This window comes from Nocardioides epinepheli, assembly GCF_037936805.1.
GTDB lineage: Bacteria > Actinomycetota > Actinomycetes > Propionibacteriales > Nocardioidaceae > Nocardioides.
The window spans coordinates 169,340-191,486 of sequence record NZ_JBBMMC010000003.1; the positions used below are offsets into that span (position 1 = coordinate 169,340).

General features: G+C 71.6%; 21 protein-coding genes. 19 read left to right on the forward strand and 2 right to left on the reverse strand.

Features of this window, described 5'->3' with window-relative positions:
* Nucleotides 1–9: 9 nt before the first annotated feature.
* The gene (locus WMR31_RS05795) at nt 10–993 is read right to left on the reverse strand and encodes a LysR family transcriptional regulator (protein ID WP_340537832.1); all 984 of its coding nucleotides are present in this window, start codon (nt 991–993) and stop codon (nt 10–12) included.
* Between the two features lie 181 nt (nt 994–1,174).
* Here WMR31_RS05795 and WMR31_RS05800 point away from each other — a divergent pair, with 181 nt between their 5' ends.
* The 17 genes from WMR31_RS05800 (at nt 1,175) to WMR31_RS05880 (ending at nt 18,032) form a co-directional block, all read left to right on the forward strand.
* Nucleotides 1,175–1,954, forward strand: coding sequence for a cyclase family protein (locus WMR31_RS05800; protein WP_340537833.1), 780 nt, complete (start codon nt 1,175–1,177; stop codon nt 1,952–1,954).
* Nucleotides 1,954–3,594 carry a thiamine pyrophosphate-binding protein gene (locus WMR31_RS05805; protein ID WP_340537834.1) on the forward strand — a complete coding sequence of 547 codons (1,641 nt, stop codon included), beginning with the start codon at nt 1,954–1,956 and terminating at the stop codon, nt 3,592–3,594. The genes WMR31_RS05800 and WMR31_RS05805 overlap by 1 nt, the downstream gene beginning before the upstream one ends.
* Before the next feature lie 49 nt (nt 3,595–3,643).
* Nucleotides 3,644–4,516: an ABC transporter permease gene (locus WMR31_RS05810; RefSeq protein ID WP_340537835.1), complete on the forward strand. Its 873-nt coding sequence runs from the start codon at nt 3,644–3,646 to the stop codon at nt 4,514–4,516.
* A gap of 1 nt (nt 4,517) precedes the next feature.
* Nucleotides 4,518–5,333, forward strand: coding sequence for an ABC transporter permease (locus WMR31_RS05815; RefSeq protein WP_340537836.1), 816 nt, complete (start codon nt 4,518–4,520; stop codon nt 5,331–5,333).
* Nucleotides 5,334–5,375: 42 nt separating this feature from the next.
* Complete coding sequence (locus WMR31_RS05820; protein WP_340537837.1) at nt 5,376–6,164, forward strand: ABC transporter ATP-binding protein; 789 nt, start codon at nt 5,376–5,378, stop codon at nt 6,162–6,164.
* Between the two features lie 68 nt (nt 6,165–6,232).
* Complete coding sequence (locus WMR31_RS05825) at nt 6,233–7,186, forward strand: ABC transporter substrate-binding protein (protein WP_340537838.1); 954 nt, start codon at nt 6,233–6,235, stop codon at nt 7,184–7,186.
* Nucleotides 7,187–7,264: 78 nt separating this feature from the next.
* Complete coding sequence (locus WMR31_RS05830; RefSeq protein ID WP_340537839.1) at nt 7,265–8,404, forward strand: thiolase family protein; 1,140 nt, start codon at nt 7,265–7,267, stop codon at nt 8,402–8,404.
* A complete protein-coding gene (locus tag WMR31_RS05835) occupies nt 8,401–10,326 on the forward strand; it encodes an ATP-dependent acyl-CoA ligase (protein ID WP_340537840.1) in 1,926 nt (641 codons plus the stop codon). Before WMR31_RS05830 ends, WMR31_RS05835 begins: the two co-directional genes overlap by 4 nt.
* Nucleotides 10,319–11,773, forward strand: a complete 1,455-nt coding sequence (locus WMR31_RS05840) for a 2-hydroxymuconic semialdehyde dehydrogenase (protein WP_340537841.1) — start codon at nt 10,319–10,321, stop codon at nt 11,771–11,773. Before WMR31_RS05835 ends, WMR31_RS05840 begins: the two co-directional genes overlap by 8 nt.
* Nucleotides 11,770–12,573 (forward strand): 2-keto-4-pentenoate hydratase, encoded by an 804-nt coding sequence (locus WMR31_RS05845; RefSeq protein ID WP_340537842.1) that lies wholly within the window; start codon nt 11,770–11,772, stop codon nt 12,571–12,573. Before WMR31_RS05840 ends, WMR31_RS05845 begins: the two co-directional genes overlap by 4 nt.
* Nucleotides 12,566–13,012, forward strand: a complete 447-nt coding sequence (locus tag WMR31_RS05850; protein ID WP_340537843.1) for a RidA family protein — start codon at nt 12,566–12,568, stop codon at nt 13,010–13,012. Before WMR31_RS05845 ends, WMR31_RS05850 begins: the two co-directional genes overlap by 8 nt.
* Nucleotides 13,009–13,572 carry a 3-hydroxyanthranilate 3,4-dioxygenase gene (locus WMR31_RS05855; RefSeq protein WP_340537844.1) on the forward strand — a complete coding sequence of 188 codons (564 nt, stop codon included), beginning with the start codon at nt 13,009–13,011 and terminating at the stop codon, nt 13,570–13,572. The genes WMR31_RS05850 and WMR31_RS05855 overlap by 4 nt, the downstream gene beginning before the upstream one ends.
* On the forward strand, nt 13,569–14,606 hold the full coding sequence (locus WMR31_RS05860; protein ID WP_340537845.1) for an amidohydrolase family protein: 1,038 nt from the start codon (nt 13,569–13,571) through the stop codon (nt 14,604–14,606). Before WMR31_RS05855 ends, WMR31_RS05860 begins: the two co-directional genes overlap by 4 nt.
* On the forward strand, nt 14,603–15,631 hold the full coding sequence (locus WMR31_RS05865; protein WP_340537846.1) for an NAD(P)H-quinone oxidoreductase: 1,029 nt from the start codon (nt 14,603–14,605) through the stop codon (nt 15,629–15,631). Before WMR31_RS05860 ends, WMR31_RS05865 begins: the two co-directional genes overlap by 4 nt.
* A gap of 79 nt (nt 15,632–15,710) precedes the next feature.
* Entirely contained in the window at nt 15,711–16,502 is a 792-nt protein-coding gene (locus tag WMR31_RS05870) for an aspartate/glutamate racemase family protein (protein ID WP_340537847.1), read from the forward strand.
* Nucleotides 16,499–16,918, forward strand: a complete 420-nt coding sequence (locus WMR31_RS05875; protein ID WP_340537848.1) for an Ohr family peroxiredoxin — start codon at nt 16,499–16,501, stop codon at nt 16,916–16,918. The genes WMR31_RS05870 and WMR31_RS05875 overlap by 4 nt, the downstream gene beginning before the upstream one ends.
* Nucleotides 16,919–16,979: 61 nt before the next feature.
* Nucleotides 16,980–18,032 carry a hypothetical protein gene (locus WMR31_RS05880; protein ID WP_340537849.1) on the forward strand — a complete coding sequence of 351 codons (1,053 nt, stop codon included), beginning with the start codon at nt 16,980–16,982 and terminating at the stop codon, nt 18,030–18,032.
* On the opposite strand, the gene WMR31_RS05885 is transcribed toward WMR31_RS05880, so the two are convergent.
* Complete coding sequence (locus WMR31_RS05885; RefSeq protein WP_340537850.1) at nt 18,011–18,430, reverse strand: hypothetical protein; 420 nt, start codon at nt 18,428–18,430, stop codon at nt 18,011–18,013. The genes WMR31_RS05880 and WMR31_RS05885 overlap by 22 nt on opposite strands.
* Before the next feature lie 153 nt (nt 18,431–18,583).
* Here WMR31_RS05885 and WMR31_RS05890 point away from each other — a divergent pair, with 153 nt between their 5' ends.
* The gene (locus WMR31_RS05890; RefSeq protein WP_340537993.1) at nt 18,584–21,304 is read left to right on the forward strand and encodes a DEAD/DEAH box helicase; all 2,721 of its coding nucleotides are present in this window, start codon (nt 18,584–18,586) and stop codon (nt 21,302–21,304) included.
* The gene (locus WMR31_RS05895) at nt 21,301–21,993 is read left to right on the forward strand and encodes an SWIM zinc finger family protein (RefSeq protein ID WP_340537851.1); all 693 of its coding nucleotides are present in this window, start codon (nt 21,301–21,303) and stop codon (nt 21,991–21,993) included. Before WMR31_RS05890 ends, WMR31_RS05895 begins: the two co-directional genes overlap by 4 nt.
* The last annotated feature ends 154 nt before the right edge of the window (nt 21,994–22,147 follow it).

The following is a 22,147-nucleotide window of genomic DNA, read 5'->3' on the forward strand; positions in this document are numbered from 1 at the left end:
CTCGGCCGGTCAGGCGAACGTCCACGGACTCGGGGTCTGCGCCGGCTCGCTCGCGGAGGCGGTGAGGGCCTCGGTGAGGGTCTGGGCGACCTCGCCGAGGATGTCGACGAAGCGACGCGTGTGCACCCCGACGGAGCGATCGGCCGGAAGCGTCACCCCGATCGCTCGCGGCACCGTGTCGATGTTCGCCGGCAGCAGCGCCAGTCGTTCGTCGCGAAGGGCCACGAGCTTCGGCAGAGGCGCGATGGCGTCCGTCGCGAGCAGGATCGGCTGAAGCGTGAGCAGGGTCGAGCACTCGACGACGTTCACGGGCAGAGGGAGTCCCTGGTCGGCGAACACCTCGTCGATCTCCATCCGCAACTGGCTGGGCCGTAGCGGCAGGATCCATGGGTAGTCGAGCAGGTCGGCGAGCTCGGGAGCCTGCGCCTCGAGCGCCGGATGCCCGCGCCGGACGACCAGCCGCACCGCCTCGTCGTAGAGGCGGATGTGGTGGAGCGCTCCTCGGTAGGTACCGGGATCCAGACGCCCCACGAACAGGTCGAGATCGCTGCGCAGCAGGCTGGTGCTCAGCTGCTCCGCGGTGCCCTCCACGACGCTCACGGTGATCTCCGGTCGCGCCTGCTTGAGGGCGACGACCGCGCGGGGGAGCAGGGAATGGGCACCGGCCAGGTTGGTCCCGACCCGTACCGGCCGCACTCCCGAACGACGGATCTCCCGGATCTCCTCCGCGGCACGGCGCAGGTTGCCCAGGGCCGATCGCGCATGGTCGATGAGGATCTCGCCGAACTGGGTCGGGGTGACTCCGCGGGGCCCCCGTGAGAACAGCTCGACGCCGACCAGCGACTCCACCTCGCGCACCGACCGGGTGACGGCGGGCTGACTGCTGTAGAGGGCCTGCGCCGCCCCGACGAACGAGCCCTCGTCGGCGATCGTCGTGAGCAGCACCAGGTGCCGCATCGTGAGCCTGCCTCCGAAGATCTGCTCGGTGCTCATCGGTGGTCTCCAGGGTGGTCGATCGATGCCGGACCGGATATGGCGGAAGCCGTCAATATATCGAAATGGGTATACCTGGGGCCTGTTTGGCATTGGTGGTGTGTCCCAGATCTCTCCCAGGATGTCCGTCATGTCTCAGTCAGCCACCCGGACAGACCCCCTCGTCCACCTTGTCGAGGCCATGTCATCCGGGTCATCCGGCGGGTCCTCCGGCGGGGTCGAGGTGCTCGATCTGACCGCCCCCCTCTCCTCCGCGACCCCGGTCCTGCCCCTTCCCGACCACATGGCACCGATCCCGCGATTCGAGTTGGAGGAGCTGGCCCGCTACGACCACCGCGGCGAGACGTCGTTCCAGAACGGGATCCACACCGGCGAGCACGTCGGCACCCATCTCGACGCGCCCTGTCACTGGATCACCGGCGCCGAGCACGGCGACGTGTCGCAGATCCCGCCGTCCCGACTCGTCGCGCCCGCCGTCGTGATCGATCGGACCGCCGAGGTGGCCGCCGACCCCGACTACCTCCTCGACGTGTCCGACCTGCAGGAGTGGGAGCGCGAGCACGGCCCGCTCCCCGCCGGCTGGTTGCTCTACCGCACCGGATGGTCCGCACACTCGGGCGACCAGGCGTCCTTCCTCAACGCCGACGACGAGGGTCCGCACACACCCGGCGTGACACCCGAGTGCGCGCAATGGCTGTCCGAGGAGACGCCGATCATCGGCCTGGGCGTCGAGACCGTCGGAACCGACGCCGGCCAGGCATTCCGGTTCGATCCGGAGTTCCCGGTCCACTCCCACCTGCTCGGCGCCGGCAAGTACGGCTTGACCCAGTTGCAGCAACTCGACCGACTCCCGACCGCCGGGAGCGTCCTGATCGTCGCACCCCTGCCGATCGTCGGCGGGTCCGGCAGTCCAGCCCGTGTCCTGGCCCTCGTGCCGTCCCGTGAGAAGGGTGTTCTCTGATGTTGATCCGTGACGCGATCGGCGAGCTGCTCGTCGATCTCGGCGTGCGCAAGGTCTTCGGTGTCGTCGGCAGCGGCAACTTCCACTTCACCAATGCCATGGTCGCCCGCGGCGCCGAGTTCGTCGCGGCCCGTCACGAGGGCGGCGGCGCCACGATGGCCGACGCCTATGCCCGCATGTCCGACGAGGTGGCCGTGCTCTCGCTCCACCAAGGGTGTGGATACACCAACGCGCTCACCGGAATCGCCGAGGCGGCCAAGAGCCGCACGCCGTTGCTGGTGGTGACCGCCGAGGCCACCGAGCCGACCTCGAACTTCTTCGTCGACCAGGAGGGGATGGCGACCGGAACCGGCGCGGTCGCCATGCGAGTGCGCTCGCCGGAGAGCGCGCTGAGCGATGTGGCCCGCGCCTACTCGACGTGTCGGCGACAACGGCGCACCGTCGTGCTCAACGTGCCCATCGACGTGCAGGACCTGGAGCTTCCGGCCGACGCCCGCCCCCGCTTGATCCCGGACGTCGGCGACCCTCAGCCGGCGCCCGAGGACGTCGCCCGCTTCGTCGAGGTGCTTCTTGCCGCCCAGCGGCCCGTCTTCGTCGCCGGACGCGGGAGTCGCGGGGGCGCGGCCGATGCCCTGCGCGAGCTGGCCGAGCGCACCGGCGCTCTCCTGGCCACCTCGGCCGTCTCGCGAGGCATGTTCAACGACGACCCCTGGAGCATCGACGTCTCGGGCGGGTTCAGCTCGCCGCTGACCGCCGAGCTCATCTCCGAGGCCGACCTGGTGGTGGGCTTCGGATGCGCCCTCAACATGTGGACGATGCGCCACGGCAAACTCATCGCCGACGGCGCGACGGTGGTCCAGGTCGACATCGACCCCGAGGCGATCGGCCGGACCCGCGAGGTGGATCTGGGACTGTGGGGCGGAGTCGCCCAGACGGCGCGGGCCGCGAGCCTGCTTCTGAGCACTCAGGGAATCGACTCGCGCACCGGCTACCGGAGTCCCGAGCTGAGAGAGCGCATCGCGACCGGACTCCGGTGGAACCAGGTCGACTTCGCAGACGAGTCGACCGGAAGCCAGATCGATCCGCGCACCCTGACCAGCGAGCTGAACCGGATGCTCCCGACCGAGCGGATCGTCTCGGTCGACTCCGGCAACTTCCTCGGGTATCCGAGCATGTACCTCGACGTCCCGGACGAGTACGGGTTCTGCTTCACCCAGGCCTTCCAGTCGGTCGGACTCGGTCTCGCCACCGGTCTCGGCGCGGCTCTGGCGCGGCCCGACCGGCTGCCGGTGGTCGGGATCGGAGACGGCGGCTTCCTGATGGGCATCTCGGAGCTCGAGACCGCGGTCCGCCTGGGGATCCCGCTGCTCGTGGTCGTCTACAACGACGCGATGTACGGAGCCGAGGTCCACCACTTCGGGCAGGACGGCCCCATCCTGGACACCGTCGTCTTCCCCGAGTCCGACCTTGCCGCCATCGCCCGCGGGCACGGGTGCGAGGCCATCACCGTGCGAGACGCCGCCGATCTTGCACCGGTCAAGGACTGGCTGTCCGGTCCGCCGAGCCGTCCGCTGGTGATCGACGCCAAGGTCCTCTCCCGTGAGGGCTCCTGGTGGCTCCAGGAGGCGTTCGGGCACTGAGCGCCGCCGCGTGAGCGAGGGCCCGAGGAACCGCACCGAGGAGGAGAAGATGGAACCCGGAAAACAGGCACTGATGGAGCCCCCCGGCGCGACCGGCGAGACGGAGGTCGAGTCCCCCGCCACAAGGAGCGCTCGCCGGCGGACGCGGCGCTCGCCGCGGCTCGGACTGTGGCTGCGCGGCAGCGCGGGGGTGCTCGGATTCCTGGGGCTGTGGGAGCTCGTGGCCCGCGAGGACCTGCTTCCACGCGACGTGCTCCCGCCCGCGACCACGACACTGGTCGCTGCCGCCGAGCTCCTGGGCGACCGCTCCTTTCTCAGCGACGTCGGCTCGACTCTCGGTGCTGCGGCCCTCGGGTACCTGATCGCCCTTCTCATCGCGGTACCGGCCGGTCTGATGCTGGGGCTCTCCGACAGGGCCCACGCGCTCACCTCGACCGTCGTCGAGCTCCTGCGCCCGCTGCCGCCGATCGGACTGGTGCCGTTGCTCGTCCTGGTCGTCGGCCAGGGGGTGGAGATGAAGGCGGCTGTGGTCGCACTCGGCTGCGTGTGGCCGTTGTTGCTCAACACGATCCACGGCGTCCATTCCACCGACCGCACGGCCTACGCCACCGCCCGTTCTTTCGGCTGGAGCCCTCGCCAGATCGCCCTGCGCGTGGTGTGGCCATCGGCGGTGCCGTCGGTCCTCACCGGCGTCCGGATCACGGTCTCCGTCGCGCTCATCTTGTGCATCGGCGCCGAGTTCATCGGCGGCAGCACGACCGGCCTGGGCAGTTGGCTGCTGCAGCAGAGCCTCCAGCCGGGTGGCATCGACGCGGTCTGCGCCGGCGTCATCGTCGCCGGCGTCCTGGGCCTGTGCATCAACGCCGTCGTCAGCATCCTGGAGAACCGATTCGCCGCCTGGGCGCGGCGCGAGGAGGTGTGAGGTGGCCGCACATGCTCACGGCCCATCGCGGTTGTACCGCTTCGTCGCCGGCTGGTGCGGGGCGCTGGTCCTCCTTCTCGTCTGGCAGCTCGCTACCGTGCAGTCGGACTCGATGTTCTTCCCCACGCCGCTCGAGATCGCCGCAGACGTGCGCGAACGGTGGTTCTCGGCCGGTCTGTCGAACGGCATCGTCACCGAGGCCTTCCACGTCGACATCCTGCCCAGCCTGTACCGACTCGCACTCGGCCTACTCATCGCGTGGGTGGTCGGGATCTCCCTCGGTGTCCTGCTCGGACGGGTCCGCGTGGTCGCCGAGACCGTCGAGCCGCTCCTGCACTTCATGCGGGCGCTGCCCGGTCCGGTGCTGCTTCCTCTGGCACTGGTCCTGGTCGGGACCGGGACCTCGATGCGGGTCTCCCTCATCGCCTTCGGCGCGGTGTGGCCAGTGTTGTTCAACACCTACAGCGCGGTGCGCCAGGTGCCGGAGGGCTACATCGAGAACGCTCGGGTCGCCCGGGTGTCGCGGCCCGCACTGCTGTTCCGGGTGATCCTCCCGGCCGCGGGGGCGGGGATCTTCACCGGGATCCGAGTCTCCACCTCCCTGGGAATCATCCTGCTCATCGCCTCCGAGCTCGTCGCGGCCTCCGATGGGATCGGCTTCGGGCTGACCCAGTCGCAACGCTCGTTCCAGTTCCTGGCGATGTGGTCGTTCATCGTGGCCCTCTCGCTGCTCGGATACCTGTCCAATCTGCTGTTCAGCAGCGTGGAGGCCGGCGTTCTGCGCTGGCACCGCCTGCAGATGGCCGTCAACTCCTGATCACTGTCGTGGGCTGTGCCCGCGACCGAACGGAGAACCACCATGTCCCAAGCACTTCTCGAGGTCGACGACCTGCGTCACAACTATCACGCGCGCGGTGCGGGCGACTCGGTCCTCGACGGGCTCTCCTTCGCCGTCGAGCGAGGCGAGTTCGTCTCGATCGTGGGTCCCTCCGGATGCGGAAAGACCACACTCCTGCGCACCCTGTCCGGCCTGCTCGCGCCGACCGGAGGGACCGTCTCCCTCGACGGGACCGTGATCAAGGGTGTGCCCCAGGGCCTGGCCATGGTGTTCCAGGACTACCGGGCCTCGCTCTTTCCGTGGCGACGGGTCGCGGCCAATGTCGAGTTCCCCCTCCTCGGCAGGGTCGGGCGCGCCGAGCGACGCTCGCGCACGGAGGAGTCGCTCGAGGCGGTGGGACTCCTCGAGCACGCCGACCGCTATCCGTGGCAGCTCTCCGGCGGCATGCAGCAGCGCGTCGCCATCGCCAGGGCACTCGCGATGCGCCCCCAGCTGCTGCTCATGGACGAGCCGTTCGCCTCGGTCGACGCTCAGACCCGCTCGGAGCTGGAAGACCTCCTGCTCGGCGTCCGGGACAGGTTCGACATGACCATCCTGTTCGTCACCCACGACGTGGACGAGAGCGTCTACCTCAGCACCCGCGTCCTCGCGCTGAGCAAGGCGCCGACGGTGAAGACCGCCGAGGTCGTGGTTCCGCTGCCCTTCCCCAGAGATCAGATCAACACCCGCGAGGACTCGGCCTTTGTGACGACCCGGAGCGAGGTGGCGCGACTGATCCGCCACGCGTCTCCGGGCGGGCTGTCCGCCTAGGTCGGCCGCCTCCGCGACGCCAACCGGCCGTCGTCCACCCCTCTCGATCGACCCCGCAAGGAGTTCCCATGAAGCTGTACGCACGACGAGCCGGCGCCCTCGGTGCCGCCGCCCTGATGACCATCACGCTGGCCGCCTGCGGTGGCGACGACGAGCCCGAGACCGTGGACGGCCGGACGAAGGTCACCGTGTCCATCCCGCCGGTCGGCGACTCGCTGCCGGTCTACCAGGCGATCAGCAAGGGCTACTTCGCCGACGAGGACCTCGAGGTCGAGCTGACACCGGCGGCCAACGGAGCCACGACCATCAACGCCCTCGTGTCGGGCAGCACCGACCTCGCTCTGGTGTCCTACCCCTCGCTCATCACCGCGTACGCCTCCGACCTTCCGGTCACCATCGCCGCGCCGGGGATCGCGGGCGTCGAGGACTACCAGGCGGGCCTCTACGTGCTCGCGGGATCGGACGTGAAATCCCCCGAGGACATGATCGGCAAGCGGTTCGCCACACCCAGTCTCGGGTCCGTCGGAGACATCTGGTTCCGCGGCGTCTTGTTGGAGGAGGGCCTGGACTACGACGGCGTGGAGTTCGTCGAGATCCCGCAGGCGAACATGGCCTCGGCGCTCGAGGCCGGCGACGTCGACGGGATCTTCCAGACCGAGCCCACCTTGAGCGCGACCAGAGCCGCCCTCGACGTCCGCCCGATCGACTTCCAGGAGGGCCCGCAGGGACTGTTCGCCACGTCGCAGAAGTTCCTGGACGAGAACCCCGAGGTGATCGAAGGCTTCCGTGCCGCGATGGCGCGCGCGGTCGAGGACATCGACGCCGACCCGCACGGTGTGGCCGAGGCGATGATGCCGGAGTACACCGAGATGGACGTCGCCATCGCCAAGAAGATGGGGCTCCCGGACTTCGAGACCGAGTACGACGCCGAAGGCGTCCAAGCCGTCGTCGACCTCATGGGCGAGGTCGGCCTGCTCGAGGAGGGCTTCGACGCGAGCGAGCTCTACCGCGAGGTCTCCTGACCGTCGTCGACGCCAGTCACGCCACTCCCGCCGAACCCCGCCCTGCGCGCACCCCGCGCGCCGTCGCCCGGAGGATCCATGAATCAGCACGCCGCACTCGTCGGCACGGGGACATCCCCCTACACCCGCCACCCCGGTCCGGGGACCACGACCGGAGGCGTGCTCGCCGATGCCGTAGGGCGAGCGCTCGACGACGCCGGACTGGCCCCGCAGGACGTCGACGGACTGGCGGTCGCCAGCTTCACCCTCGGCCCCGACCATGCGGTGGACCTCGCGTGGCGGCTCGGGCTGAGCGTCCGCTGGCTGATGCAGGACACCAACGGCGGTGCCAGCGGTGGCGGCATGCTGCAGCACGCGGTGCGTGCGGTCGAGGCGGGCGACGCGTCGGTGGTGGTACTGGTGGCCGGCGATCTGATGGACCGGCAGGCCCACCTGGACCTGGTGCGCAACTACAACCGCGCCACCGCCGAGCACCTCGCGCCGCTGCCGCTGGCCGGCCCCAACGCCTTGTTCGCCATGCTGACGACCCGGCAGATGGAGACGACGGGACTGCGGCGGGAGGACTACGGCGGCCTGGTGGTCGCCCAGCGCGCCTGGGCGACCCTCAATCCGGGAGCGGTCTACCGGACGCCGATGTCGCTCGAGGACTACCTGCACGCTCCGACGGTGGCGCCTCCGCTCGGTCGATTCGACTGCGTGCCTCCGGTCACCGGGGCCGAGGCGGTCGTCGTCGCCGCCGAGGAGCGCGCCACCGGACGGCGTGTACGCATCCGAGCGGTCTCGACGGTCTACAACGCCGACGACCAGCTCGGTGACGGCCTGCGCACCGGCGTCGCCGACTGCGCGGCCGGCGCCTGGGAGCGGGCCGGGGTCGGGCCCGAGGACGCCAATGTGGTGAGCGTCTACGACGACTACCCGTCGATGGTGGTGGCCCAGCTGGCAGACCTCGGACTCGCCGCAGGCTCCGACCTTCCGCGCTTCCTCGCGGAGGAGGTCGCCACCCGGCGGCTGCCGGTCAACACCTCCGGCGGGCAGCTCTCGGCCGGCCAGGCCGGCGCCGGCGCCGGGCTCCACGGCCTCGTCGAGGTCGCCCGGCAGCTTCAGGGACGCGCCGGCGAGCGGCAGGTCGACGCACGCATCGGGGTGGTCACCGGGTACGGGATGGTGCTCTACCGACACGGCAGCTGCGGCAGCGTGGCCGTTCTGGAGGCGGCATGAGCATCACGATCCAGCGTTGTTCGGCATGCGCCGCCGGCTGGTTCCCCGACCGCTACCTGTGCCCGGCCTGTGGCTCGGCGACGCTCGCGCCGGTCGAGGCGGACCGCGGTGTCATCGCCTCCTCGACGACCACGACCGACGGGGTCGTCGTGCTCACCGTCGACGTCGAGCCGGGCGTCTCGGTGGTCGCGCGGCTTCTGGGCGCCGGCGCCGCGCCGCCGGCCGGAACGGAGATCGAGCTGACCGACGACCGCGCGGTCGCCGGGTTGGGACGCGTGGTCGCCTACGTCCCGTCTCGGACGAGGGCCGACGGCGGCCCGGATCCCCGCAGCCTCGCCGACGCGCTCCCCCTGCGGGAGGCGACCGTGCCCGGGATCCTGCGCCACCGGGCGGCGCTGACCCCCGACGCGCCGCTCTTTCGACGCGAAGGCCTTCGGCGGACCGCCGCCCAGATGACCGACGCGGTCGCCCGCGCCGCGGGCGCGCTGCGCGCCCGGGGTGTGCAACCGGGAGATCGCGTCGCCATGATGGCCGGCAACCGGACCGAGCTGCTCGATCTCATCCTCGGTTGCGGATGGCTGGGAGCCGTGGCGGTCCCGATGAACGTCGCCGCGCGCGGGACGCAGCTGCACCACGTCCTGGGCAACTGCGGCGCGCGCCTTCTCATCATCGAGGAGGAGTACGTCGAGCACGTCGATGCACTGCCGCCGCTGCCCCACGAGGTGCGGCGGTGGGTCCTCGGCGAGGAGCCGGCCGACATGGGGGAGCCGGTGAAGGCGGCGGAGGTACGACCAGGCGACCCGGCCGCGATCCTCTACACCTCGGGAACCACAGGCGTCTCCAAGGGCGTGGTCTGCCCGCACGCGCAGTTCTACTGGTGGGGCCGCAATGTGAGCGAGCAGCTCGGCCTCACCCCCGACGACGTCCTCCACACCTGTCTCCCGCTCTTCCACACCAACGCGCTGAACGCCTTCAGCCAGGCGGTGGTCAGTGGTGCCGAGTACTCCCTGGGAGGCCGGTTCTCCGCGTCACGCTTCTGGAGCGAGGCGATCGCGGTCGAGGCGACCGTCACCTACCTGCTCGGCGCGATGGTCTCGATCCTCGACAGCCGGCCCCCCGGAGCGCTCGACCGTGCCCACCGGGTCCGGATCGCCCTCTCCCCAGCGACGCCCGCGCGACTGGTCGAGGCCTTCGGCGAACGGTTCGGCGTCGCCCTGTTGGACGGATACGGGTCCACCGAGACCAACGCGGTCCTGGCGACCCGGCCCGGCGAGCAGCGGCCCGGCTTCGTCGGACGGCTTCAGCCGGGATTCTCGATGCGGGTCGTGGACGAGATCGGCGCCGAGGTGCCTCGTGGGGTCGCGGGGGAGCTGCTCGTGCGCAGCGACCAGCCGTTCGCCTTCGCGCTCGGCTATCACGAGATGCCCGACGCGACCGCCGAGGCCTGGCGGGACCTGTGGTTCCACACCGGAGACCGGGTGGTGCTGGAGGACGACGGGTACGTCCGGTTCGTCGACCGGATCAAGGACGTGATCAGACGACGCGGCGAGAACATCTCCTCGGTCGAGGTCGAGGAGGTGATCCGCAGCCACCCCGACGTCGAGGAGGTGGCCGCCTACGCCGTGGACTCCGAGCTGGGGGAGGACGAGGTGATGGTGGCGGTGGTCGGCCGCGGCGGTACCGCGCTCGACTTCGCCGCCGTCGTCGAGTACTGCCGACCGCGGCTGGCCGCCTATGCGATCCCGCGCTTCTTCCGCCAGCTCGACGCCCTCCCGCTCACCGAGAACGGCAAGGTCCGCAAGCCCGACCTACGCCGAGACGGGACCGCAGGCGCGTGGGACCGCGACCCCCCGCGGGGCACGCCGACGCCGCACACATCCGCGCCCGTGACGGGCGCCGAGGAACGGACAGCACATGCGTGAGTACAAGAACTTCATCGACGGGCGGTTCGTCGAGGGCCCCGAGGCGTTCGCCGACATCGACCCGGCCACCGGGCGGCAGGTGGCATGGGTCCACGAGGCCGACGCCGGCCTGGTGGACCGGGCGGTGGCCTCGGCCCGCGCCGCCCTGGAGGGCGCGTGGGGCAGGTCGACGGTCGCCGAGCGCTGCTCTCTCCTGCGGAGGGTCGCCGACGAGATCGACCGGCGCGCCGACGACCTTCTCGCGGCCGAGGTCGCCGACACCGGCAAGCCGGAGGCCGGCGCCCGCGCGCTCGACGTCGCGCGCGCGGCGGCGAACTTCCGCTCGTTCGCCGACATCATGGCGGCGGAGGGCGTCGAGTCGTTCCTCCAGGACCTCCCGGCGGGACAGCAGGCCCTCAACTACGCCCTGCGCAAGCCGCTCGGCGTCGTGGCGGCGATCGTGCCATGGAACCTCCCCCTCCTGCTCCTGACCTGGAAGGTGGCGCCGGCGATCGCCTGCGGCAACGCGATCGTCGTCAAGCCGTCGGAGGAGACGCCGGGCTCGGCGACGGTACTCGCCGAGATCCTGGACGCCGCCGGCGTCCCGTCCGGGGTGTACAACGTCGTCCACGGCTTCGGCGCCGGCTCGGCCGGGCAGCACCTCACCACGCACCCCGACGTCGACGGCGTCACCTTCACCGGATCGACCGCCACCGGCGCCGGGATCATGCGGGCGGTGGCGCCCCGGGTGCGCCCGGTCTCCTTCGAGCTCGGCGGCAAGAACGCCGCGGTCGTCTTCGCCGACGCCGACCTCGACGAGACGATCGCCGGGCTCACCCGATCGATCTTCGCCAACACCGGTCAGGTCTGCCTGTGCACCGAACGGGTCTACATCGAGCGCCCGATCTTCGAGGAGGTCTCGGCTCGCCTGGTCGATGCGGCCCAGAAGCTGCGGCTCGGCGCACCGGCGGATCCGGCCACGACCACGGGACCGGTCATCTCGCACGGCCACCAGCAGAAGGTGCTCGACTATGTCGAGCTGGCCCGAAGGTCCGGCGCCACGCTTCTCACCGGGGGTGAGCCGGCCACGGTCGGAGACGAGCTCGCCGGAGGCTTCTGGGTCGAGCCCACCTTGTGGACGGGGTTGGGCAACGACGACCGAGTCATGCGCGAGGAGGTGTTCGGGCCGGTCGCGGGGCTGGTGCCGTTCGACACCGAGAGCGAGGCCGTCGCGCTCGCCAACGACACCGACTACGGGCTCGCCGCCGCCGTGTGGACCACCGACCTGCGCCGCGCGCATCGCGTGGCCGGGCGCATGGAGGTCGGAATCGCCTGGGTCAACACCTGGTTCACCAGGGAGCTGCGCTCGCCCTTCGGCGGGTTCGGGCTCTCCGGTGTCGGCCGCGAGGGCGGTCGTCATTCGTTGGACTTCTACACCGAGACCACGAATGTGTGCGTGGCACTGTGAGCGCGCACACCGACGCCGTCGCCCACGTCGTCGAGCACCTGGACCTCGCGCAGACCCGTGCGGTCGCGATTCGGCCCGACGAGCAGTGGCCCGAACTCGACCTGGCCGACGCCTATGCCGCTCAAGCGGCGCTCCTGGATCGACGCCGGGGCCGCGGGGAGCGGGGGGTGGGCCTGAAGCTCGGCTTCACCAGCGAGGCGAAGATGCGCCAGATGGGCGTCGACGAGCTCATCGTGGGCCGACTCACCCACACCATGGAGATTCCGGCCGGCGGCTCGTGCAGCCTCGACGGGCTCATCCACCCGCGCGTCGAGCCCGAGGTCGCCTTCCGGTTCGAGGACGGCCTGGACCTCGCCGACCCGGCCCTCGACGACCCCGACGCGCTCGTCGCCGCCGTCAGTCACGTGGCCGCGGCCCTGGAGATCATCGACTCGCGCTACGACGGCTTCCGGTTCGACCTGCCTCGCGTCGTCGCCGACAACACCTCTGCGGCACGATTCGCCGTCGGCCCCTGGCACGAGCCGGGCGCCATCGATCTGAGCGACCTGCCCGTGCGGCTCGTGGTCGGCGGCGAGACGGCCGCGACCGGCTCGACCTCCGCGATCCTCGGCCATCCGCTGAACACCCTGCCTCGCCTGCGCGATCTCGGTCGCCGGCTCGGCCTGGAGGTCCCTCCGGGCGCGGTGCTGCTCGCCGGTGCCGCCACCGAGGCGGTCCCGCTGGTGCCGGGAACGGTCGCGGTCGAGATCGGCGGCCTCGAGCCGGTCGCCGTCGAGATCGAGGGAGGCCACCATGGCTGACGCACTCACCCTGGACGAGAAGGCCCGCCCTCGCGGCCGATTCCCCCATGCCAAACGCGCCGGTGACCTCGTCTACGTGTCCGGCACCAGCAGTCGTCGGCCGGACAACACCTTCGTGGGCGTCGAGGTCGACGAGCTGGGGGTGACCGACCTCGACATCCGGGCGCAGACCGCCGCGGTGCTCGACAACATCCGCGACATCCTTCGCGCGGCGGGCGGCGAGCTGCGCGACCTCGTCCAGGTGACGACCTACCTCGTCAACATGAACGACTTCGGCGGCTACAACGAGGTCTACGCGACCTACTTCGACCACGACGGGCCGACCCGCACCACGGTCGCGGTCCATCAGCTGCCGCACCCGCACCTGCTCATCGAGATCCAGGCCGTGGCGTACCTGCCAGCGGCCTCCGTATCGACCGAAAAGGAGATCACGTCATGACCCAGACGAACCAGACCAGCCAGGACATCGCGACCGGCGGCCCGGTCCTCAGCCCGCCGCTCAACTTCCTGGGCTGGATCGCCGAGCACGAGCACCTGCTCAAGCCGCCGGTGAACAACCAGGCGATCTTCACCGGCGACGACTTCATCGTCCAGGTCGTCGGCGGCCCCAACCAACGCACCGACTTCCACGTCGACCCCTACGAGGAGTGGTTCCACCAGCTCAAGGGAGACATGCACGTCAACGTCATGACCCCCGACGGCGAGGTCACCGTGCACATCCGCGAGGGAGAGACGTGGTTGCTGCCCGGCTTCCTGCCGCACTCCCCGCAGCGTCCCGAGGCCGGCTCGATCGGCGTCGTCATCGAGCGGATCCGCGAGGAGGGGACGCTCGAGAAGTTCCAGTGGTACTGCCAGGAGTGCTCCGCGCTCGTGCACGAGATCGAGCTGCAGGTGCGCGACATCGTGGCGGACCTGCCACCGGTGTTCACCCGCTTCTACGACGACGAGAGTGCTCGCACCTGCCGGAGCTGCGGGGCGCTGCACCCCGGGAAGGGGTGAGCGACGTCGCGGGGGCGGGCTCGTTGATCGACGTCCACTCCCATTACGTCCCGCGCGGGTGGCCCACCCTTCCCGGTCCCGAGCCGCGCCTGTGGCTCGACGTCCGCAGCGAGCGTGAGGCGATGATGATGATCGGCTCCACGGAGTTCCGGCGGGTGGACGAGCGGGCCTGGGACGCCGAGGCGCGCCTGCGCGACATGGACGCCGACGGGGTGGACCTCCAGGTCGTCTCGCCGACGCCGGTCTTCTTCTCCTACGACCTCGCACCCGCGGATGCCGCCGGCGTCTCCCGGATCCTCAACGACCTCGCCCTCGAGGTCACCGCAGGGTCGGACCGGCTCCTGCCGTTCTGCCAGGTTCCGCTGCAGGACGCCGACGCCGCCTGTCGCGAGGTCGAGCGCAGCCTGTCCAACGGCCACCTCGGGGTCGAGATCGGCAACCACGTGGGCGATCGCGACCTCGACGACGAGGGGATCGTGACCTTCCTGCAGCACTGTGCCTCCCTGGGCGTCCCGGTGTTCGTGCATCCGTGGGACATGCCGTCCACCCCGCGGTCGAACCGCTGGATGGCGCAGTGGCTGGCCGGGATGCCCGCCGAGACCCATCTGTCGGTCCTCGCGCTGATCCTGGGCGGCGTCTTCGACCGCGTGAGCACGGACCTGCGGATCTGCTTCGCCCATGGAGGCGGGTCGTTCCCGTTCTGGCTCGGGCGCATGGACAACGCGTGGCGCGGCCGGCCGGACGTGATCGGTACCAGCGAGCACCCGCCCTCGCACTACCGCGACCGGTTCTGTGTCGACTCCGTCGTCTTCGAGCCGGCCGCCCTCCGCCTGCTCGTCGACCAGATGGGAGTCACTCAGGTGATGGTGGGAAGCGACTATCCCTACCCGCTCGGCGAGCGCCCGGTCGGCTCGGTGGTGCACGCCGCCGACTTCCTCTCCGATGCCGAGCGAGACCAGATCCTCGGCGCGAACGCCGCCCGTTGGCTCGGGCTCGGCGCACCGGCCGGCGACGGGCCGGAGTCGGGCCGGTGAGCACCCCCAGGAGCGAACGGACCGACCCGCCCGGCCACCGAGGCGGCGAGACGATGCGCGCGCTGGTGGTCGAGCAGGGCGGCGGTCGGGGACGGGTGCGGTGCGTACGACGTCCGATCCCAGAACCCGGGCCCGCCGAGGTCGTGCTGAGGGTGGCCGCGTCGGGGGTGAACCGGGCCGACCTCATGCAACGCGACGGCGCGTACCCGCTCCGCGCGGGGTGGACCGATGTCCTGGGGCTCGAGGCCGGCGGCACGGTCGTCGCGGTGGGCGACGACGTGCCGACCGAGCTGCTGGGCACCAGCCGCTGCGCCCTGCTGCCCGGGGGCGGACACGCCGAGTTCGTCGGCGTGCGGGCCTCCCACACCCTGCCGGTGCCTGCGGGCATCGACCCGGTCGACGCCGCGGGCCTTCCCGAGGCAGCAGCCACCGTCTGGAGCAACGTGTTCGCCCTCGGCGCCCCGGAGGCCGGTCGATGGCTGCTCGTGCACGGCGGCGCGAGCGGGATCGGGGCGATGGCGATCCAGCTGGCGGTGGCCCACGGCATCCGGGTGGCCACCACCGTGGGCACCGCGGAGAAGGCGCGATTCGCCCAGGCCCTGGGCGCCGAGATCACCGTCGTCCATGGAGAGGCCGACTTCGTCGAGGTGCTGGCCTCCCACGACGTCCGGCCCCAGGTGATCCTCGACATCCTCGGCGGCGACCAGCTCAACCGGAACCTCGCGGTGCTCGCCCGAGGCGGACGCGTCGCCGTGATCGGTCACCTGGCCGGCACTCCCGCGCCCCTCGACCTCGACCTCCTCCTCCGCTCGCAGCTGACCCTCACCGGCACCGCCCTGCGGTCTCGCCCGGACCGCGAGAAGGACCAGATCATCGCCGAGCTCCAGAACCGGGTCTGGCCCCACCTCGCCGCCGGCCGGATCACGCCCACGACCGACGCGAGACTACGGCTCGATCGCGCCGACGAGGCCCTCGAGCTCCTCGATTCGCGAGCGGTGCGCGGGAAGGTCCTCCTGATCCCCTGACCGACTCCGAGGCGTCCCGGCCTCGGAGCCTGGGCGCACCGCGTCCGCCCCCCCGATCCACCTCCCCGAAAGGACGAGCATGTCTCCCACGCCCACCCGCATCCTGTACCAGAGCTTCACCGATCCGGCGGTGCACGGCGCCTACCTGTCGAGCCTCGCCGAATATCTCGCCGAGATCGCGGGACCCGACGTCCACTACGAGGTGCGCGGGATCAGCCCCGCGGACACCCAGCTCGGACGGCTGAGCGAGCTGCGCTGCGGCGTCCAGTCCGTCGCCGGCATCGTCGAGGCCGAGCGCGAGGGCTTCGACGCCGTCCTGGTCGGCCACTTCCAGGACGCCTGCCTCTACGAGGCCCGCACCGCGGTCGACATTCCCGTCATCGGACACGGCGAGGCGAGCATGCTGCAGGCCTGCATGCTCGGCGGTCGGATCGGGATCGTGACCCTCGACGAGGTTTACCTCCCGTGGCACCGCGAGCAGATCCGGCGCTACGGCTTGGAGAGCCGGGTCGTCGACATCCAGGCGATGGCTCTGACGCCGGACGAGGCGGTCGCCGCCGTCGACGACCCCGAAGGCTATGCGAGGATCAAGAAGACCTTCGAGGGCATCGCCGCCGCGATGGTCGAGCGCAGCGACGTGGACCTGGTGATGTCGGCCGGAGGGCTCTTCGCGCTGCTCAGCGCCAATGATCACGTCGAGGTGCCCGGCGCACTCGTGGTCAATCCCACCTACCTCGCCGTGCGCCAGGCCGAGGTCGCCGTCGCCGTCGCACGGACGGCGGGCACCGCGGTCTCGCGTGGAGGGACCTTCGCCCGAGCCACCGATCAGGCCGTCTCCGAGCTCATCGAGCTGGTCGGAGCGGGCCGATGAGCGCGCTGAGCTATACCGCCGAGGCACTCGCCGAGGGCGACGGCCGCAACGGACGGGTGCGCACCGAGGACGGCCTCGTCGAGCTGGCGCTGGGGATCCCGAGCGAGCTGGGTGGAGCGGGGGGAGAGGTGAGCAACCCCGAGATGCTCTTCGCTGCCGGATACGCCGGCTGCTTCCTCTCGGCGCTCGGCTCCGTCGCCCGCGTGCGCAAGGTCAAGGTGCCCGATGCCACCGTGCGCGCCCTGGTCACCATCGCCGGTGGCGCCGAGGGATTCGGACTCGCGGTAGAGTTGCGGGCCACCCTTCCCGGCATCGAGCGTGAGGTCGGCGAGGACCTACTGGCGGCCGCGCACGCGAAGTGCCCCTACTCGAAGGCGGTCGCCGGGAACATCCCGGTGACGCTCACCCTCGCCTGAACCTCCTGCGACCCGGGAGTCTTGCGGCGGGGCGATCTGCCGGGGCTGGCAGGATTCGGCTGTGGATCCGACGCGATCGCGGGTGGTGCTGCACATCGGTGCACCGAAGTCCGGCACCACCTACGTCCAGAACCGCCTGCACCGCAATGCCGCGAGTCTGGCCGAGCACGGCGTCCTGATCCCTCGGGCGGGCGCGGCCGACGGCCCGGCGAGCATGGCGTTCCGTGCGGCACTCGACCTGACCGGCATCCGGCTCGGCCGAGGCCGCGACTTCACCGATGGCTGGTGGGACCGGCTGGTGACGGCGACCGCGGCCCACGACGCGACGACGGTGATCAGCGACGAGGCGCTGGTGCGCGCCGACGACGACGCGGCTCGGCGCGCGGTCGCCGACCTCGCGAGCAGCGGCGCCGTCGTCGAGATCGTCTACACCGCGCGCGACCTGGCGCGAGCCCTCGTGTCGGGCTGGCTCGAGGGCCTCAAGCACGGCGGCACCCGCACCTTCGCCGACTACCTCGCCGCCGCGCGCAGCGGGGAGCTCAAGGCGACGCGCGCCTACGACATCCCAGCGGTCCTCGGCCGGTGGCTCGCCGCGGTCGGCGATCCCACACGGGTGCACCTGGTGACCGTCCCGCCCGCGGGCGGCGACCGCGACCTGCTGTGGACCCGGTTTCTCGGCGTCGCCGGGATCGATCCCGCCTGGACCCCGGCTCCGGCGGCCCAGGCCAATGATGCGGTGGGACTGCCCGAGGCGCAGTTCCTCCGGATGCTCAACGAGCGACTCGGTGGCACCGGCGGACGAGGCGGCCGAGGGGGCCGGCTGCATGCCGCGATCCGCGACGTCGTCGTGCGTGACGGGTTGGCCGCGCGCACCTCCGCCCGCGTCGAGCTCGACCCGAGGCACGAAGGGTGGGTGGCCGACCGCACGGCGCACTGGCTCGGCTGGGTCGAGGGCGCCGGCATCGACGTCGTCGGGGACCTCGCCGACCTGGCCCCGGCGTCGGTGGAGCCCGCGACCTGGGCGGACCCCGACCGCATCGTCCCCGCCGCACTGGACGCCGCCGACGCGGCCCTCGCGGCGGTGCGAGCCGCTCAGGCCGCCAGGTCGTCATAGGGGAGAGGTTTCACCTCGCCGTGGGTGGCCAGGTGCACCACCTCGGTAGGCACCCCGGCGGACCGGCACGCCTGGACCAGGCCCCGTGCCCAGGCGCGGTCGTGCTCGGTGATGCCGTCGCCTGGCCTGGAGCGCAGCACGGCCAGTCGGCCGCCGGGATCGCAGTCGGCGAGCAGCCGCGCCGCCATGCCGGCGAGGTTGTCGAGCATCGCCGCGTCGGGGAGGTCGTCGCAGTCCTGGATCTCGGTGAGCGAGGGGACCGCCCGGTCCTCGGCGTCGATGAACATCAGCCACAGGCTGGCGCGCGAGAAGCCCCACGGCCCCATCAGCTGGCGCCAGGTGCGCTCGAGGTCGGCCTGAGTGCGAATGATCGGTCGGAACGGTGGCTTCGTCGTCATGTCTGACAGCGTGACCCACTCCCGCCGAGCCTGCCGGCGTCATCCACAGGGCTCTCGAAGTCGCGCTCGTGGCCGGGGGAACTTCGTGTCGGCGCGGGTCGTTACCGTCGAGGTCAGCCCCCGATCCCGAGCCGAGGTCGCCCGTTGAGTTTCGTGCCCGTCACCGGTCCGGCGACGTTCCGCGCCGCCGAGCCGCCCCGCGACAGCGTGGTCGAGTTCAGCGACGGGATCCGCAGCGGCCGCTCGATCGCGCTGCCCATGCGGGCCGCGCTGCCGGTGCTCACCAAGGCGCGCGGTCGTGACGACGTGCACCCCAGCGTCGGGCTGCTCGCCGGGGCGGTCCTGCTCGGCATGCGCCTGGTCGCCGCGGGCCGGTTCGCGCCGTCGGCGGATCAGGAGAGCTGGCGCGTCGAGCCGCTCGACGACGCCGACCGCGACCGCATCTCCCAGCTCGCGCTGGCCAGAGCCGGCGACGGGCTCGACGTCGCCACCGCCGAGGAGATGGTGCGCGGGGTGATCGACGCCGTCGCCGACGCCATGCCGCGAAGCGCGCCGGCAGCGGGTGGTCGAAACGCACCCCCCAGGCTGGGGGCCGGCCGAGCGCAGCCGGTGGCAGGCGACTTCGCCGCCCGCCTCCAGGCTCGCATCGCCCGCAATCGCACGGCCGCGCCGAGCGCCGACCTGCCGCAACTGGTGCGGATCTCGCTGCGGATCGAGGCCGACGAGGAGGAGCTGGTCGCCGGCTCCGTGCGCGTGGTGCTGCAGGTGCACGACGAGCAGGACCCGCTGCACCTGTGCGACGCGGCCGTGCTCTTCACCGAGGACGCCGAGGTCCACGGCTTCGGTGACCGGGCGCGCACCCACGCGAGCATCGCCCTGCGTGGTGCGGCCGAGGCGTGGCCGGCCCTCGACCGGCTGCTCGCCCTGCGGGTGCCCGACCAGATCACCCTCGATCCCGACGAGCTCGCCGACCTGCTCGAGCACGGGGTCGCCGCGCTGGCCGATCGCGGCGTCGACGTCCTGTGGCCGCGCAGCCTCGGGCGCGACCTCACCTCCTCCTCCGTCCTCGACGTCACGCCGACCAAGTCGGGGGGCGCCACCGGCGCCCACCGCGAGGAGCCGCTCAACGAGCCGATCCTCGGCACCGACACGCTGTTCAGCTTCCGCTGGCAGCTGGCCCTGCACGGCGATCCCCTCACCCCCGAGGAGATGGACGAGCTCGCCAAGGCGGCGTCGCCGGTGCTCAAGCTCCGGGGCGCCTGGACCGTCGTCGACCCCAGCATCGCGCGCCGTGCCCGCAAGCGGCTGATCCGCACCGTCAAGCCCGCGCAGGCGATCGCCGCGGCGCTCACCGGCGTGGTCGAGGTGGAGCCCGACGTCGAGACCACCGTGGTGGTCGGCGCCTCGCTGATGAAGGTGCGTGAGCGGCTCACGACGGCGGCCACCCGTGAGCCGGTGGCCCCGCCGTCCGGGCTGGACGCCGAGCTGCGCGGCTACCAGCGCCAGGGGCTCACCTGGCTGGCCGAGCTCACCTCGCTCGGCCTCGGCGCCTGCCTCGCCGACGACATGGGCCTCGGCAAGACGATCACGCTCATCGGCCTGCACTTGCACCGCGTCGCCGAGGGTCGCACCGGCCCCACGCTCGTGGTGTGCCCAGCCAGCCTGCTCGGCAACTGGGAGGCCGAGATCCGGCGGTTCGCCCCCGGCGTCGCGGTGCGGCGCTTCCACGGCACCCAGCGAGATCTCGACGTCGACGACGGGTTCGTGCTCACCACCTACGGCACCATGCGCGTCGACGCCGCCGCGCTCGCGCAGGTGCCGTGGGATCTCGTGGTCGCCGACGAGGCGCAGCACGTGAAGAACCCGGCGTCGTCCACCGCTCGCGCGCTGCGGACGATTCCCGGCCACGCGCGGGTCGCGCTCACCGGCACCCCGGTCGAGAACAACCTGACCGAGCTGTGGGCGATCCTCGACTGGGCCATCCCCGGGCTGCTCGGCAGCCGCAACGCCTTCCGCAAGGCGTGGGCGGCGCCGATCGAGTCGGGCCGGGAGCCGACGAAGGCGAGACAGTTCGCCGACCTGGTCTCTCCGTTCCTGCTGCGACGTCGCAAGTCCGACCCCGGCATCGCGCCCGAGCTGCCCCCCAAGACCGAGACCGACCACCCGCTCACCCTCACCCGCGAGCAGGTCGTCCTCTACGAGGCCTTCGTGCGCGACACGATGGAGCGGATCGCACGCTCCGACGAGGATGCCCGCCGCGGACTGGTCCTAGCCCTGCTCACCGGCCTCAAGCAGATCTGCAACCACCCCGCCCAGTTCCTCAAGCAGTCCGGCGCGGTGCGGCTGGGCGGCCGCTCGGAGAAGCTTGACCTGCTCGACGAGATCGTCAGCACCGTGGTGGCCGAGGACGGCGCCGTCCTCGTCTTCACCCAGTACGTCGCCATGGCGCGCCTGCTCGAGTCGCACCTGGGCAAGGCCGGCGTGCCCCACCAGTTCCTGCACGGCGGCACGCCGGTGCGTGAGCGGGAGGCGATGGTGGCCAGGTTCCAGGACGGCGAGGTGCCGGTCTTCCTGCTCTCCCTCAAGGCCGGCGGCACCGGCCTGAACCTCACCCGCGCCGACCACGTCGTCCACGTCGATCGCTGGTGGAACCCCGCCGTGGAGGAGCAGGCCACCGACCGCGCCTACCGGATCGGCCAGACCCGACCGGTGCAGGTGCACCGGATGATCATGCGCGGCACCGTGGAGGAGCGGGTCGCCGAGCTCCTCGCCCGTAAGCGCAGCCTCGCCGACGCCGTCCTGGGCCGCGGCGAGCAGGCCCTCACCGAGCTGAGCGACGCCGAGCTCCGCGACCTGGTCGAGCTGCGCCGATGACCGACTCGGTCGTCGCGCACCCGCCGTTCCCCGCACGGCGTGGTGCCGCCCGGGCGACCACCTGGTGGGGCAAGGCGTGGGTGCGTGCGGTGGAGGAGGCCGCCTACGCGGAGTCCGACCTACGCCGCGCTCGCAGCCTTGCGCGCCAAGGTGCGGTCGGCGGGATCTCACTGACGGCGGGCCGGATGGTCGCCGCCGTCGCCGACGAGCACGGGCTCTTCACCGTCGACTGCCGGGTTCCCGTGCTCGACGCCGAGGCGCTGGCCACGCTGGTCGAGACGGTTGCCGCGGAGTCCGGCCGGATCGGCGCGCTGCTGGCCCACGAACTGCCGCACGGTCTGGTCGAGCACGCCGAGGAGGCCGGCGTCGAGCTGCTCCCGTTCGGTACCGAGCTGGAGGCCGCCTGCACCTGCGTCGGCTGGCTCGACCCGTGCCCCCACGCACTGGCGGTGCTCTCCCAGACGGCCTGGATCCTCGACGCCGACCCACTCGCCCTCATCCACCTGCGCGGACTCCCACGCGACGACCTCCTCGCCCGACTCCATGCGCGCTCGACCCGCGCGTCCGCGCACGAGTCGGGTGCCGACGACCTCGACGCCACCGTCGACCTCGCCGCCGACGCCTCCGCCCGCGCCACCCGCATCCTCGACCTGCTCGACTCCGACTCCCCGTTCGACCACCTGCTCTGACGGGGCAGGTGGCTGCGCACCGAGCGTCTCGGCTCGCTCGGTGCGCCTCGTGCGTTGTGACTCGTGCGCCGACCCGTTCGGCGCAATTGCGCGGGATGGTGCAGTGGTTCCGCCACCGACCGCCCTGTTCGGCGCAATTGCGCGGAACGGTGCA

Coding starts and splice junctions, on each gene's coding strand:
- WMR31_RS05795 (WP_340537832.1), bottom strand. CDS start 993: ATGAGCACCGAGCAGATCTTCGGAGGCAGGCTCACGATGCGGCACCTG.
- WMR31_RS05800 (WP_340537833.1), top strand. CDS start 1,175: ATGTCATCCGGGTCATCCGGCGGGTCCTCCGGCGGGGTCGAGGTGCTC.
- WMR31_RS05805 (WP_340537834.1), top strand. CDS start 1,954: ATGTTGATCCGTGACGCGATCGGCGAGCTGCTCGTCGATCTCGGCGTG.
- WMR31_RS05810 (WP_340537835.1), top strand. CDS start 3,644: ATGGAACCCGGAAAACAGGCACTGATGGAGCCCCCCGGCGCGACCGGC.
- WMR31_RS05820 (WP_340537837.1), top strand. CDS start 5,376: ATGTCCCAAGCACTTCTCGAGGTCGACGACCTGCGTCACAACTATCAC.
- WMR31_RS05825 (WP_340537838.1), top strand. CDS start 6,233: ATGAAGCTGTACGCACGACGAGCCGGCGCCCTCGGTGCCGCCGCCCTG.
- WMR31_RS05830 (WP_340537839.1), top strand. CDS start 7,265: ATGAATCAGCACGCCGCACTCGTCGGCACGGGGACATCCCCCTACACC.
- WMR31_RS05835 (WP_340537840.1), top strand. CDS start 8,401: ATGAGCATCACGATCCAGCGTTGTTCGGCATGCGCCGCCGGCTGGTTC.
- WMR31_RS05840 (WP_340537841.1), top strand. CDS start 10,319: ATGCGTGAGTACAAGAACTTCATCGACGGGCGGTTCGTCGAGGGCCCC.
- WMR31_RS05850 (WP_340537843.1), top strand. CDS start 12,566: ATGGCTGACGCACTCACCCTGGACGAGAAGGCCCGCCCTCGCGGCCGA.
- WMR31_RS05855 (WP_340537844.1), top strand. CDS start 13,009: ATGACCCAGACGAACCAGACCAGCCAGGACATCGCGACCGGCGGCCCG.
- WMR31_RS05870 (WP_340537847.1), top strand. CDS start 15,711: ATGTCTCCCACGCCCACCCGCATCCTGTACCAGAGCTTCACCGATCCG.
- WMR31_RS05875 (WP_340537848.1), top strand. CDS start 16,499: ATGAGCGCGCTGAGCTATACCGCCGAGGCACTCGCCGAGGGCGACGGC.
- WMR31_RS05885 (WP_340537850.1), bottom strand. CDS start 18,430: ATGACGACGAAGCCACCGTTCCGACCGATCATTCGCACTCAGGCCGAC.
- WMR31_RS05895 (WP_340537851.1), top strand. CDS start 21,301: ATGACCGACTCGGTCGTCGCGCACCCGCCGTTCCCCGCACGGCGTGGT.